The sequence below is a fragment of the Acetobacter sp. genome, from assembly GCF_022483985.1.
GTDB lineage: Bacteria > Pseudomonadota > Alphaproteobacteria > Acetobacterales > Acetobacteraceae > Acetobacter.
The window spans coordinates 515,696-530,000 of record NZ_JAKVME010000002.1 but is presented as its reverse complement, the minus strand read 5'-3'; the positions used below and the strand labels follow the sequence as shown (position 1 = coordinate 530,000).

Sequence of the window (14,305 nt, the reverse complement as noted above, 5' to 3'; positions counted from 1 at the left end):
TGGTGTGGGATTCTCTGTCTCTCCCGGCGAACGGGTCTGTCTTGTCGGTCGCAACGGCTGTGGCAAATCCACGCTTCTCCGTATCGCGGCCGGCGAAATCCTTCCCGATTCCGGAACACGATTCCTCCAGCCCGGCAGCACGCTACGCTACCTTCCGCAGGAGCCCGACCTTTCCGGGTATGAAACGGCGCTCGATTACGTCATCGGCGGGCTGACCGATCCATCACAGGAATGGCGGGCGAACGTCATGCTCGACGCGCTCGGCATGAGCCCCACAGACAATCCGGCCACACTTTCCGGCGGAGAGGCCCGTCGCTGTGCGCTGGCCCGCGTGCTGGCCGCGGAGCCTGATGTGCTCCTGCTGGACGAGCCGACCAACCATCTCGACATGCCGACCATCGAATGGCTGGAAAAGGAACTGCTTTCCCTCCGCACCGCCATGGTCATCATCAGCCATGACAGACGCCTGCTGGAAACCCTGTCCCGTAGCGTGGTCTGGCTCGATCGTGGGACGACACGTCGGCTCGATCAGGGGTTCGAACGATTCGAGTCATGGCGGGAAGACGTTCTGGAACAGGAAGAACGCGACGCCCACAAGCTTGACCGTCAGATCGCGCGCGAAGAAGACTGGATGCGTTACGGCGTCACAGCCCGTCGCAAGCGTAATGTGCGGCGTGTAGCGGAACTTGCCGCCCTGCGTACGGCCAGAAAGGACGCTGTCCGCCCGCAGGGAACGGTTAACCTCACCGCGCAGACCGCATCGAACTCAGGCAAACTCGTCACCGTCGCCGAACAGGCCTGCAAAAGCTGGGGCGATCGGCCCATCGTGCGCAATCTCGACCTGCGCCTTCTCAGAGGCGATCGCATGGGCGTGGTCGGCGCGAATGGAGCCGGTAAAACCACCCTGCTGCGCCTTCTGACCGGGGTCGATCAGCCCGATAGCGGCACTGTCACGCTAGGCCCCTCCGTCGCGATGGTGACGCTCGACCAGCAGCGGAAAACACTGAACCCGGAACAGACGCTGGCCGATACGCTGACCGGCGGTGGCGGTGAGATGGTGCAGGTCGGTGACGAAAAACGGCATGTCATCGGTTACATGAAGGACTTCCTGTTCCGTCCCGAGCAGGCCCGCACACCCGTCGGACGCCTCTCCGGTGGGGAACGCGGTCGTCTGATGCTGGCCTGCGCCCTTGCCCGCCCCTCGAACCTGCTTGTGCTCGACGAACCGACCAACGATCTCGATCTGGAAACGCTCGATCTGTTGCAGGAGATGCTGGTGTCCTATGACGGCACGGTCCTGCTTGTCAGCCATGACCGTGATTTTCTCGATCGTGTCGCGACATCCACCCTTGCGGCAACCGGTGGCGGAGACTGGGTTGAATATGCCGGTGGCTACAGCGACATGCTGGCCCAGCGTCACGGACAGGCGCTGGATCAGCGTGAGGGCTCGGCCCCTCCTGAGCCTTCCCTTGTTTCGTCCCCTGCCCCCGCTACCGGCACGGTCAAAGCTGGTTCGCGCAAACTGACCTACAAGGATCAGCTCGCGCTGGACAAACTGCCGGGGCGTATTGCCGAAATCGAAGCTAAAATCGTCAAGCTCCGGAAAGCGCTGGAAGATCCTGACCTCTACACCAAGGACCCCAAAAACTTCGCCCGACAGAGCGAAGAACTGGATACCGCTGAACGGGACCTGACGACGGCGGAAGAACTGTGGCTGGAACTGGAAACAAGGCGCGAAGGCTTGCAAAGTTCCTGACCCGGAGAACGCGCCGTCTCCGCCTGACCGCTGGAGCGGCATCCGTTCAATCCGGATCACGGATACCGCTCTGACTCAGTGTTTATCGAGCCACTTTATCCGGCAGACGTGTCTGTCTGACCGGATGTGGCTCTCAATGGTCAGACGCCCCATGTCTGCACGCAGGAATCCACATCCAGCGCGATTCCACCCTTTGCAACAATCTGACCGCAGGCATAGGGGCCGAGCGCCCCCGCCACGACCAGAAAGACAGCCGCCGGATAAGGCACCCAGATCTCGTCAATCTGGTTCAGCATTTCATCCAGAGTGGTCCGCCGCAGCCATACATCGTTGACTGTTCCGAACTGGCAAGCTTCCGCTATCCGCGCCGCAAGCCCCTCATGCGTGGAGACAACTCCCGCAAAAGGAAGGCCACCCAGCAGCGACCGCAAGCCCGGATCGATATCGGCGAGCGCGGGCATGACATCGATCCCCGCACAGGGCTTGTAACGCCCGATACGGATTTCCCGGTCCTGTTCGGCAAAAAAGCCGAAATGCTCCCTGTCGTTCCGCAGGATGCCTGATGAAGGCAGACAGAGAATCCCCGCGTCTCGCGTCGCCTGCCGGTAGCCACGACCCAGCCTCGCCAGTGTGCTGGAGGCGCATTCGGAGAACGGAGTCTCAGACAGCCTCTGCCATACAGAATTGGCCATTTCGACAATTTCAGCAGGCCGAAGCAGGAGCGATGCGTGAAGGCTGGTCGCGCAAATGACCTTTGCCTCGTCATACGCCATTCTCACCAGCCCGAACGGTTCACCGGCCTGAAGAGCATGCCGGATCATCCCCCCTGCCCGCTCGACTGACAGCCAGAGTTCGGAATTTTCCGCTTCTTCCAGATCCTGTAAAAGGGCCTTGCGCTGAAAGGTTTTTGTCAGCCGGGCGTTGGCCAACTGGCTGTAGAGCGATATGCGTCCGCCCTGAGAAGCCGCCAGTTCATCAAGAAAATCCGCGCTGTCGATCAGTTCGTCATACCGTCCCGTCGCTTCGAGACTTCGAATGTAGTTCCAGCCGGAAAAACGCTCGCCTCTCAGTCCACGGACCACATTACGGAGCAGAGGAAGCGCTTCTTCAAAACGACCTTCATTGAACAGGGCTGCCGCGATATCCGCGTCCTGCGCCTCATCACGCATTTCCGTGCGAAGAAGCAGGTCACAGACCGCTTTCCGTTCACCGGCGCTGGCCGTCTCGAAGGTTTTCAGCAGAATCTGACGCAGGAAGCGGATGTCCGGCCATGTATCGAATGCGCGCCGACAGTCAGCAATGACCGCTCCCACATCGGCTTTTTCCAGATCATGCTCCGCCTGCGTCAAGGCGGAAACAAAGCTCCTCTCGGCAGCCACGGTCAGCCGTTCTGTTGCGTCACCACTCAAATCCGCTTCCCTCACCGATTGCATCGCCAGACAGAACGCCTCACCTGCTCACATGTTTCTGGCAGAATCTGTGCAAGCACCACACAATCGGCAATCAGCCTTAATTTAGGATAACGAGGCTGATCCTGAAAAAAAGGCGGATGGACCATGATCCCACCCGCCTTTCCATCATCCGGAAGAAGGCCTGCCTTTATTCACCCTTGGCCGCGACAGTCAGCAGACCTGTCAGACGCTGGGCGAAAGCCGCCGGGTCCTTCGGATTCTCGCCGTCCTGAATACGGGCGACATCCAGCAGCACCCGCGCCAGATCAGCCAGAACCGGGCTTTTTTCCGCCGCCTTGCGGGCCAGTTCGAGCACCAGCGGGTTCCGTGGGTTCAGTTCCAGAACCGGAGCCGATTCCGGAAGCTTCTGACCGCTGCGACGCATCAGCTTCTGCAACTGAAGGTCCGGACCATTCTCGGACGCCGCCAGCACGACGGCGCTGGACACCAGACGATCTGTGCCGCGCACGTCGGACACTTCACTTCCCAACGCCTCTTTCAGCGCCGGAAGCAGAATGTCCATGTCTGCGGCTTCGCCCGTCGCTGCTTCACCTTCGACAGCAAACTTCTCAAGGTCAGCGGCGCCCTGCGTGACGCTCTTGAGCGTCTTGCCTTCGAAGCTGGTCAGACGATCCGGCCAGAAGGAGTCGACCGGTTCGGACAGCAGCAGCACTTCCAGACCACGTGCCCGGAAGCCTTCAAGCTGCGGCGAGTTGGCTACTGCGTCCTCATTGTCGCCTGTCAGGTAATAGATCGCGTCCTGCTCGGGCTTCATGCGGCTGATATAGTCGGCCAGTGTGGTCCAGCCGGTCTCCGGATTTTCCTCATCGGCCTTCACCGCGCTGGAACGGAAACGCGCCAGACCGGCCAGCTCCGTGCGATGCTCGGCGTCTTCCCAGATGCCTTCTTTCACAATGGAGCCGAAGTTTTCCCAGAATTTCAGGAATTCGGCATTGTCGGCAGACCGTTTCCTGATCTCGTTCAGCACACGGCCCGTCACGGCCTTGCGGATGCGCGCCAGAACCGGCGTCGCCTGCAACATTTCACGTGAGACGTTCAGCGGCAAATCTTCCGTATCCACCACACCGACGACGAAACGCATCCATGCCGGGAGCAGGGCAGCATCGTCCGTGATGAACATCCGCTTTACATGCAGGCGGATCTTGCTCTCGCGGGCCGGATCGCCGAACTCGAACGGACGTGAGCCGGGAATGAACAGCAGCGCGTTGAACTCGATGGTGCCTTCCGCGCGCCAGTGCAGCGTATCCCAGGGTGTGTCGAAGTTATGGGAAATGTGACGGTAGAACTCGTTATACTGGTCTTCCGTCACTTCGCTCTTCGGCTTGCGCCACAGAGCGGTGCCTTCATTGGCCGGACTTTCCTCACCATCCTTTACGATGGTCACGGGCCACGCGATATGGTCAGCCCACTTGCGGATGATTTCCTGCAAACGCCACGAATCAAGGAACTCGTCAGCATCTTCCTTGATATGCAGAGTGATGTCCGTACCCGGCTTTTCACGGGTCGCTGGCGCGAGTTCGTAAGATCCCTTGCCGTCCGAGGTCCATTTCCAGGCCTCATCGGAACCGGCGCGGCGGGAGACAACTTCCACGTGGTCCGCCACCATGAAGGCAGCATAGAAGCCAACGCCGAACTGACCGATCAGGTTCGGCTTGTCCTCGGGCTTGGCGCTCTCAAGCTCTTTGCCGAAGGCACGGGTGCCGGACCGGGCGATGGTGCCGAGATTGCTGACCAGTTCTTCTCTGGTCATGCCGGTGCCATCATCCGTGATGGTCAGCAGGCGGGCGTCCTTGTCCGGATTGATGCGAATCTTTGCGTCTTCCGGAAGCGCACGGGCACCATCAGTCAGCGCCTCGAAACGGCGACGGTCGGTTGCGTCGGCGGCGTTGGCCACCAGTTCGCGGAGGAAAATCTCGCGTTCGGAATAAAGGGAGTGAACGACAAGGTCGAGAAGACGCCCGACTTCGGCGCTGAATTCATGCTTTTCAGCCGTTGAAGACGGATTCTTTGTCTCCTGTCCGGTCATTTAATCAATATCCTTCTGTTTTCAGTTCATTCAAATGCAGTCGGCGGGTGACTGTAGCCTGTCGGAATGTGTGATGGTCGCAATCGTTTTTCAAGCGGGTAAAGAGCAGCAAAAAGGTCACCCTCTGGCTGGGTTACCTTGAAAAACTGTTCGCAAATTTGAGTAAATATAACGAAATTTTCGGGTGCCGCTTTTTCAAAAGGCAACGTCTTCTGAAGCTTTTTGAGAAAAGCTTCACCAAAACTTTGATGAAAACAAAGGGGGCAGAAATAGCCCTACTCCCCTTCATAGCGCGATCAGGCCGCGCCTTTTTCCTTCAGTGCCGCCAGCACATCTTCCGGACGGATCGGCATATGACGCAGGCGCACACCCACGGCGTTGTAGATGGCGTTACCAATGGCGGCGCCAATGGTGGTCACGCCCGGCTCGCCGAGACCCATCGGCTTTTCGGTGCTTTCGACAAACTCGATGTCCATCTCCGGCACATCCGGCATGCGCAGCGGCGTGTAGGTGTCGAGATTGCGGTCGCGGCAGACGCCGTTCTCGATCTCGCTGCCTTCACACAGCGCCATGCTGAGCCCCCAGAGCGCCCCGCCTTCTGTCTGCGCCAGCGCGCCGTCCGGATCGACGATGGTTCCGGCGTCCAGCACCAGCCAGATTTTCTGGCAGGTGACGACACCCGTTGCCCGATCCACATGCACCTGTACCGCACCAGCGGTCCAGGTCGGCATGCCGCGTTCCTGACCAAAGGTCGTCGCCATGCCGAGCGCCGTATCTTTCGGAAGCGGCTTGCCCCAACCAGCCTTCTCGGCCAGCCGTTTCACAACAGCCGCCTGGCGCAGCGCGCCACCGTTGGAATCCGGAGCCTGACCCTTGTTGCGTCCGTCCGGTCCGTTGCCGTTCAGCAGTTCCAGACGAAACGCGACCGGATCTTTTCCAAGAGCATGGGCCACCTCGTCGATGAAGCTTTCCTGCGCCCACGGGGTCCAGCCCGCGCTCACCGAACGCAGCCAGCCGGGACGGAAAGTCTCCTTCGCAAGATCGTTGCTGATCGCACGGACGCGCATCGTTCCGAAATCGTACCAGCTATCCGCTCCCGCAATGGCGAACTGATCGTAAGGCTTGCCGTCCACACCCTTTTCCATGAAGGCCGCCGCCATCACTTCGGTTGGCCAGCCTGCCGTCGCATGATGCTCGAACCCGACGATGGCGTTCTTCTCATCCAGCGCCACACGCACCTTCTGCACGGAGGGTGAACGGATGGAGTCGAACTGCATGTCGTCCGAACGGGTCAGGATCAGCTTGACTGGCTTGCCGCCGATAGCCTTGGACACCAGCGCCGTCGGAACCGCATAGTCACCGTTCAGACGACGACCGAAACCGCCTCCGAGCAGATAGCTGACCATCTTCACCTTGGCTTCCGGCACGCCGAGCGCCTTGGCGATGACCGGCAGAAACAGACTCTGCCACTGATTACCGCAGTGGATTTCCCATGTGCCGTCCCTTAGCTGGGCAATCGCGTTCATCGGCTCAAGCTGATAGTGCATTACCGAAGCGCAGGTGTATTCCTGCTCCAGAACGCACTTCGCACCCTTGAAGGCTTCATCGACGCCCTTGTCGTTGAAAACCAGAGTGCCCGCATCGGGTTTGCCGATCAGTTCGCGACCGCGATCCTGAATCTGCTTTTCCGTGACATTGGCGGTCTTGCCAGCCGTCCACTCGACTTTCAACAGATCCGTCGCCTTGATGGCGGCAGGATAGCTTTTTGCCAGAACGACGACCCAGCCCGGTACTGTCTCGCTGGGATCGTCCAGCGTGATGTAACGGATGTAGCCCGGAACCTTCTTCGCTTCGGTGTCATCAACCGAGACGACCTTGGAGCCGTAGCGCGTCGGCGGCATCTTCGGACGGCCATAGACCATGCCGTCGATTTTCGCGTCGATGCCGTACATCGCCGTGCCGTTGGTCTTGGATGGAATGTCCAGAGACTTCACCGGCTTGCCAATCAGACGATGCTCCGAGGCTGGCTTCAGCGACAGAGCCTTCATCTGGTCCGGCGTGAAGCTGCGTGTCGGTTTCGCCTTGGCGACGATGTCACCGAAGCTGATGGAGGAAGAGCCACCAATCACATGGCCATCACGGGCATGGCAGGACGAGGCCGGGATACCCAGCAGCTTCGCGCCTTCCTCGACCAGAATGGTCCGGGCGGCAGCGCCAGCCTGACGGAAAATATCCCATGTCATCCAGACGGACCATGAGCCACCCGTGACCATCAGACCCCATTTCGGGTCCGTATCGACATAGGTGATCTTCACCTTGTCCCAGTCGGCTTCCATTTCGTCAGCGATGATCCGGGCGAGGGCCGTGCCGATATGCTGGCCCATTTCCGCGCGGATGATGTTGACGTTGATCGTGCCGTCCGGCGCAACCGAGCACCAGATATTGGGCTCGAATTCCGGTGGCGGCAGAGGGGCACCAAGCGGATAGGTCTGCGCGGCCTTCGACTCACGGGCGAAACCGAACAGGAAGGAACTGCCAACGGCAGCGGAGAGGAAGCCACGCCGGGACAGACCGCGCCCTGCGGCCCGGTCCTGCTGGGCGGCAATGCGTTCGAGCTTACCCATTGGAGTGATCTCCCTCCGTCTTGGCCGACTTCATGGCGGCGGCGGCTTCCTTGATGGCCTTGCGGATGCGGATATAGGTCATGCAGCGGCAGAGACTGCCCCCCATGACGCCATCAATGTCCTCATCGGTCGGCTCGGGATAATCACGCAGCAGACTGGCGGCCTGCATGATCTGTCCTGACTGGCAGTAACCGCACTGCGGCACCTGAATTTCCTGCCACGCCTCCTGAAGCGGATGACGACCGTCCGGGTCCAGCCCTTCGATCGTGGTGACGTCAGCGCCTTCGATAGCGGAAATTGGCGTCACGCAGGAACGGGTCGCCCGTCCGCCGACATGCACGGTGCAGGCGCCGCACTGGCCGACGCCACAACCGAATTTCGTGCCTGTCAGCCCGAGATCGTCCCGCAGAGCCCACAGCAGCGGGGTGTCTTCCGGCACGTCGAGCGAGACGTCACGGCCATTGAGTTTGAATTTGATCATGATACGGCTCCGTGATCCCAGCTCATCCGAGGCTCAGTGCGAGGAATTGACTGGTGGTTCCACCAGCTTGCGGGCGTCAGCAGCTTTCTTCTCCAGATCCGTCCATGGTGGCAGCGTCGTGCGTGTGCGGCGCAGATAAGCGGCGATCCGCGCCATATCCTTGTCGCTGAGCGCATTATAGAAACTCGGCATTGCGATACCGCTCTGACCTTCCTTCGCCGTCAGGCCACGCAGCATGACGAGGTAAAGATTGGTCGGCTCGCTCAGCCACAGTGCATTGTTAAGCGCGAGTTCAGGGCGACCAAGAACCGGCGCGGGTGCTGCGTTGTAATGGCAGGCTCCGCAGGCGCCCTGATACAGACGCGCATCCGGGTCGGCGCTGAACCCGACAAGGTCTTTCTTTGAGGCCGCCATCGCGTTCTCAAGAGCGGCCCTGTCACCGGACACACGCTCGACAGCATGGGCCTTGTCCGCAAAGTAATAGGCGATTGCGTGAACGTCCGATTCCGGCACGGTCGCGAGGAAATCATGCGCGACAGGCGACATCGGGCCACCAGCCGGTCCGTGCAGCGGAGCGACGCCGTTACGCAGATACTGGTACAGCTCGTCTTCGGTCCAGACGACCGGAGTTGGATTGTGCTCGTTCAGAGGCGGCGCGATCCAGCCGTCAACAACGCCACCGTCATAGGCGTGACCCGACACTTTTTCAGCGCCAGCAAGATTGCGCGGCGTGTGACAGGCACCGCAATGCGCAGCACCTTCGGCAAGATACGCGCCACGATTCCACTCCGCATCATGCTTCGGGTCAGGCGTATATCGGCCCGGTGTGAAGAATATCATCTTCCAGCCCGCCAGTCCGAGACGCGGGGCGAGGCTGAGCGGGAAACCATTCGGACGATGGGTCATATGCACCGCCGGGCGGGTCATGATCCACGCGTAGAGGTCCGAAATGTCCTCGTTGCTCATTTTCGTGAAGTGGTCGTACACGAACGCGGGCAGCAACTGCGAGCCGTCGCGGGAGACGCCTTCCTGCAACGCCCGACGGAACGCCTTTTCCGACCATGTACCGATGCCTGTCTCGGCGTCCGGCGTGATATTGGAGGAGAAGATGTCGCCGAACGGCGTTTCCATCTGATAGTCACCGGCAAGCTCCGGCCCACCGCCCATATCCTGACGGGTATGGCATTCGACGCAGTAGCTTTCAGCCGCGACAATGCGACCGCGCTCAATTTTTTCCGCTGAAAACTGTCCCGGCCGCACAGGGTCGATTTTGGGAATGGCAGGCCACCAAGCGTACCAAAGAAACCCCAGTCCGGCGACAATGCCGACACCCGCAACGCCTGTAAGTATGCGTTTGATCACTCTCAACCCTCACTGCCGGAAAACCGACCGTCCTTCACACCATGGAAAGCGACACGCGCCCATCTCAGGATTCTGGCGGGGTATTTGTGTCACTCTGCGCCACTTTTTAATAAACGCATAAATCGGAAGGGGGAACCTCAAAAGAGGTATATGATCTATGTCATGGCGGAATTTTTACTATTCGCATGGTGCAGAGACCGTATTAAAGCGCGTCAGAGTGAATAAAATGTCTATATTCCTAGGAATATAGACATTTTATTTTCTTGCCTTTACTCTGAATAATGCAACCTGGGTCCGTAAGGCACATCGGAAACTGCCGCCATCCCTGTCGAAAACAGCAATCGGACGGTTTCTGAAACACTTTCCCAAAAATCCAGATGCCTTTGTTCCGACGTAAGGATCACTTCGGCCATCGCCGCACTCTGCGTCACACTGGCACAGATCAAGACACTCTCCCTGAGAAGATGTGTCTCCGGTTATGCTGTCCTATGGAGGAACAGCATCATCACAGGGCGCTACACGCCTGCGCCTGCCGACGGCACGGAAGTCTCAATAGACAGCTTCCCGTCTCTGCCACGAGAATAAACTTATTCCTCTCTGGAAACCCTGTTCAGGCCATCAGGCACGTCTTCACAGCAGGCCGGACCGAGAACCGTGGTCACGCCACGGGGCAGGCCGTACGCAAAACCCTGTGTCTCATGCCCATTTGATCACAAGACGGTCCGTAACGATGTCAGGGCATATCCCAGCGGGCGACCATCCAGCAGCACTTCGAGCGCGACAGGCTCATCCGGTCTGTCTGGAATCATCGCCCCAGCCGGACACCACCTGTTCGGACATCACCTGTCGAGGCACCGGCACGAATCATCCCTGCATCCGAACCCGCAGCGCTTCACAGCGAATACAAAACATCCTGCTATGACCTACGATAGAAAGAGACCACAGCTTTTCCTCGACGATCGGCGAGGCTAGCCCGAGAGCAAACAGCGGACTGGCTATCCGCATCGCATCATAGAATCCGGCAGTCCGGAAAAATTCAGTATTGCGCTGATCTCAAACGCTCAAACCGGTATCAGCGAAACCCATCGGGAACCGTTCTTTCACCGGGAGAAGCATGACTTCTCCCAGCAAAACAGTTATGTGAAAGAATTCAGGCCTCAGAACGGGATTTCGTCGTCCAGATCGCTGCCACCCGGCGCATCCCATCCACCGGGAGAAGCTGGCGCACCACCGCGCGGAGCCGCGCCGCCGCCTGCAACCCGACGCGGACCAGATGAGCCGCCTGAAGCGCCGCCATAACCGCCACCGCCGTAGCCACCAGCGTCCGAACCGCCGCCATAACCACCGCCTTCATCGCCCTCGCCGAAACCACGACCATCCAGAAGCACCAGTTCGCCACGGAACCGGTCAAGCACAACCTCGGTCGTGTATTTTTCCTGCCCGGACTGATCGGTCCATTTGCGGGTCTGGAGAACGCCTTCGAGATAGACCTTCCGGCCCTTTCTCAGGAACCGCTCCGCGACATCCGCCAGCCGTTCATTGAACACGACGACACGATGCCATTCCGTGCGCTCACGGCGCTCGCCAGAGGCGCGGTCATTCCATGTGTCGCTCGTAGCCACTGAAAGCGAGACGATTTTCTGCCCGTTCTGGCTGGTCCGGACTTCCGGATCCTTACCGAGATTTCCAACCAGAATGACCTTGTTCACGCTACCTGCCATTGTGGCTCCTCATTTATTCTGCCGCGTCGAGTTCCTGCGCACCACCGGACAGGGGCAGGAAACTTCGCCATTGGATATCTGGTAAACCCCGGCCAGCGTTCCCGCAACGAGGATTAATCTGCAATCGGAGACATCTGCTCTTGAACTAACATGCCATCTCCGCCCTTATTGTTCCATCATTCTCAGACATGGTCAGCACTTGAACCGTTCGCCCCCGCCCAACGCTCCGGCCAAGAGGCCTACACCTTCCGGAACGTCCGCCCCTCGCCCCAAAGCGACCCGCATGATTGATCGGGAGCAGCTCGAAGCCGCGTCCGAAGCCTATTACGACTATTGCGGGGCCGCCTGGAGTGATCTCGACCCCAAGGCCCAGACCCACTACCGCACACGGATGCAACTGGGACTGGAAGCGTTCGTCGCCACAATCTGGCGTCCCATCAGTTCGGTGCCGCACGATGGAAGCGCTGTCCTGCTGTTCCTGTATATCGAAGGTCGTGGCGACTATATCTGGCTGGATCGCTGGGACGCACAGGACAGGCGCTGGCGGCTGGCTCCCCACGGTCGCCCGACACACTGGGCCCCCATTCCGCCGCCTCCGCATCCGTAAACGACACATTCCCCACCCGAACAGGAAAAGCCTGTCCGCCGGGGACGCGTGAGCCTGTCGGGCCTGATGGACCAGTCAGTCAGACGGCGCCATTGAGCGGATCAGATCCAGCACACGCTTTCTCACCCCTGCGTCGGGAATACGATAATAGGCGCGGACAAGTTCCAGCGTTTCGCGACGGGACAACACCGCCGCATCGACCGCGACCTGAGACGGCGTTCCCGGCATTGGGGGGCCACCAAAGCCCTGCTGCGCTTCTGCAAACCCCATCACTGGCGCGGACTGCGTGGTCTCGGGAGAAGCTGCCGCTGGCGCCAGCGGCATATCGTCGTAGAAAAATCCGATCGGCACATCGAGCACTCTGGCGATCTCGAACAGGCGAGAAGCGCTGACCCGGTTGGTGCCACGTTCATATTTCTGAATCTGCTGGAATGTCAGGCTGATCGCCTCGCCCAGCTTTTCCTGCGACATCCCGAGCATGGTGCGACGCAGGCGGATGCGCGCTCCCACATGGGCATCAAGGTCACTGACCCGCGTCCCACCATCTTCTGTTGCCGCCATAACCTCGTTCTCCGAAACACCCCCACCTAAGGGTTAGAAGAGGGTAAACATACAACCAGAAGATGAATTTGTTAACCTTGATTAACGACCAGACCGCACCCGCCAACCCGAACGTGATGGAAACCGTGATGGAAACAGTGCGAGCAGTGCGGCCAGCAGGCACAGGGCGACAGGGATTTTCTGCCCGAACCGCGAGAATATCGTGGGCGGCAGCGCAGGTGGCATGGTCCTGACCAGAACGCCTTCGATCCCCCATTCCAGCCTGCCGAGATCATGCCCCCGAGCGTCATAGACGATCGACACGCCTGTATTGGCGGCGCGCGCCACCGGCAGCCCTTCCTCCACGGCCCGCAACCTGACAGCGGCCAGATGCTGCCGGGGACCGGCGCTGTTGCCGTACCAGGCGTCATTGGTGACGTTGACCAGCCAGCCGGGTCGGTCATGACGATCGACAACATGCCCCGAGAAAATCACTTCGTAACAGACCAGTGGTCCTGCGGCCTCAAGACCCGGCAGATGCCAGCTTCGCGGGCCGGGACCGGGTGTCATGCCGCCGCCGGGCACCACCTGCAACGGCAGGAAACGCGGCTGATATTCACCGAACGGCACAAGGGTCGCCTTGTCGTAGACCGCCGCGACTTCTCCCGTTTCATCAAGCCCCACGACTGAATTGCGCCAGTGCTGGTCTGGCCCGATCCTGAGCGTGCCGACAATTCCCGCACTGGCTCCCTCCGCCGTCCGGACGATCATGGACCGGGCCTGCGCATCCTCGTCCAGAACGCCGGGAAAGGCCGTTTCCGGCCAGACATAGACGACCGGACGCGCCGCGCCCTGCGTCCGGCCGCTCTCTTCAAGCGCCCCGGTCACACCACGATGAGTGAGCGCCAGATAGCGTTCAAAGACCTTCTGCATATCCAGACGGCTGATTTTTTCCTGTTCCGGCACATTCCCCTGCACCAGCGCGACAACAGGCGCGGTCGGACCGGCGGCGGCGACATCAGCCTGAGACGCCAGGCCATAAAAACGCAACGCACCAGCCCCTGCCCAGAGCATGACGACGAAAGCGCCAGCCATGAGCGCCCGTCGTCCCAAGGGCATGGTCAGCGCGAGAATGACAGTCACAAGCGTCAGCCCGTCCACTCCGAGCCATGCGGCGGGCTGGATCATGATATCGCCGACGAGCCCGTGAATGGCCCAGTCACTGCCGAGCGGATTCCATGTAAAACCGCTGAACAGAAACTGACGGCCCATGTCGCAGAGCGTCCAGACCGCCGCGAACAGCACGCAGCGACGCCATCCCGCAGGAACGCAACGACACACCGCCGCCGGGACTGCCGCGAAAGGCGCGAGAATGAGCGCGCAGCCCAGAGAGGGAAACGGGACAAACCACCAGAACTCGCTGGCGCGGATCAGGATGGCGTTGATGAGCCAGTAGAGGCCGACCGCATGCACGCCGAATCCGAAGGCGAAACCGGCCAGCGCCGCCCGCAGGGTAGTCGGGGCGCGATCAATCGCCCGCATGAGCACCAGAAACGCAAACGGCAGAAGCGGGAGAAGAGGCAGAGGCGGAAACGCGAGAGCCGCCAGCCCTCCGGCAAGAAGTGGCCACCCCATTCCACGCAGAACAAGACCAATCCGTCTGAACGGGCCTGTCGTCCTGCGGTCAGGAGAACTCATCGGGCCAGCGACCGGACC

Annotated in this window: 10 protein-coding genes (1 of these 10 only partly in view); 2 read left to right on the top strand and 8 right to left on the bottom strand. The window is 60.2% G+C overall.

Annotation, left to right across the window (positions count from 1 at the left end):
* Positions 1-1,756 carry the 3' portion of an ABC-F family ATP-binding cassette domain-containing protein gene (locus LKE90_RS14065; RefSeq protein ID WP_291491826.1) on the top strand. The gene continues 68 nt to the left of window position 1, outside the view, so the window shows 1,756 of its 1,824 coding nt (coding positions 69-1,824); the start codon falls outside the window, past its left edge; it ends in the stop codon at positions 1,754-1,756.
* 140 nt (positions 1,757-1,896) lie between these two features.
* Here LKE90_RS14065 and LKE90_RS14060 read toward each other — a convergent pair whose 3' ends face one another.
* The 6 genes from LKE90_RS14060 to ssb form a co-directional block, all read right to left on the bottom strand.
* Positions 1,897-3,165: a hypothetical protein gene (locus LKE90_RS14060; protein WP_291491827.1), complete on the bottom strand. Its 1,269-nt coding sequence runs from the start codon at positions 3,163-3,165 to the stop codon at positions 1,897-1,899.
* 190 nt (positions 3,166-3,355) lie between these two features.
* Positions 3,356-5,254, bottom strand: a complete 1,899-nt coding sequence (gene htpG, locus LKE90_RS14055; RefSeq protein ID WP_291491828.1) for a molecular chaperone HtpG — start codon at positions 5,252-5,254, stop codon at positions 3,356-3,358.
* 296 nt (positions 5,255-5,550) lie between these two features.
* Entirely contained in the window at positions 5,551-7,878 is a 2,328-nt protein-coding gene (locus tag LKE90_RS14050; RefSeq protein ID WP_291491829.1) for a xanthine dehydrogenase family protein molybdopterin-binding subunit, read from the bottom strand.
* Entirely contained in the window at positions 7,871-8,359 is a 489-nt protein-coding gene (locus tag LKE90_RS14045) for a (2Fe-2S)-binding protein (RefSeq protein ID WP_291491830.1), read from the bottom strand. Before LKE90_RS14045 ends, LKE90_RS14050 begins: the two co-directional genes overlap by 8 nt.
* 33 nt (positions 8,360-8,392) lie before the next feature.
* Positions 8,393-9,721, bottom strand: a complete 1,329-nt coding sequence (locus LKE90_RS14040; protein ID WP_291491831.1) for a c-type cytochrome — start codon at positions 9,719-9,721, stop codon at positions 8,393-8,395.
* A gap of 1,157 nt (positions 9,722-10,878) precedes the next feature.
* The gene (gene ssb / locus LKE90_RS14035; RefSeq protein WP_291491832.1) at positions 10,879-11,442 is read right to left on the bottom strand and encodes a single-stranded DNA-binding protein; all 564 of its coding nucleotides are present in this window, start codon (positions 11,440-11,442) and stop codon (positions 10,879-10,881) included.
* Positions 11,443-11,641: 199 nt separating this feature from the next.
* On the opposite strand from ssb, the gene LKE90_RS14030 reads away from it, so the two are divergent.
* Positions 11,642-12,049, top strand: a complete 408-nt coding sequence (locus LKE90_RS14030; RefSeq protein WP_291491833.1) for a hypothetical protein — start codon at positions 11,642-11,644, stop codon at positions 12,047-12,049.
* A 75-nt stretch (positions 12,050-12,124) separates the two neighbouring features.
* On the opposite strand, the gene LKE90_RS14025 is transcribed toward LKE90_RS14030, so the two are convergent.
* Both LKE90_RS14025 and lnt read right to left on the bottom strand, forming a co-directional pair.
* Positions 12,125-12,610 carry a helix-turn-helix domain-containing protein gene (locus tag LKE90_RS14025; RefSeq protein WP_291491834.1) on the bottom strand — a complete coding sequence of 162 codons (486 nt, stop codon included), beginning with the start codon at positions 12,608-12,610 and terminating at the stop codon, positions 12,125-12,127.
* Between the two features lie 81 nt (positions 12,611-12,691).
* The gene (gene lnt, locus LKE90_RS14020) at positions 12,692-14,287 is read right to left on the bottom strand and encodes an apolipoprotein N-acyltransferase (protein WP_291491835.1); all 1,596 of its coding nucleotides are present in this window, start codon (positions 14,285-14,287) and stop codon (positions 12,692-12,694) included.
* Positions 14,288-14,305: the final 18 nt, after the last annotated feature.

Bases quoted from the DNA above. Each gene is read 5' to 3' on its own strand.
- LKE90_RS14025 (WP_291491834.1), bottom strand. From the start codon at position 12,610: ATGGCGGCAACAGAAGATGGTGGGACGCGGGTCAGTGACCTTGATGCC.
- htpG (WP_291491828.1), bottom strand. From the start codon at position 5,254: ATGACCGGACAGGAGACAAAGAATCCGTCTTCAACGGCTGAAAAGCAT.
- ssb (WP_291491832.1), bottom strand. From the start codon at position 11,442: ATGGCAGGTAGCGTGAACAAGGTCATTCTGGTTGGAAATCTCGGTAAG.
- lnt (WP_291491835.1), bottom strand. From the start codon at position 14,287: ATGAGTTCTCCTGACCGCAGGACGACAGGCCCGTTCAGACGGATTGGT.
- LKE90_RS14050 (WP_291491829.1), bottom strand. From the start codon at position 7,878: ATGGGTAAGCTCGAACGCATTGCCGCCCAGCAGGACCGGGCCGCAGGG.
- LKE90_RS14045 (WP_291491830.1), bottom strand. From the start codon at position 8,359: ATGATCAAATTCAAACTCAATGGCCGTGACGTCTCGCTCGACGTGCCG.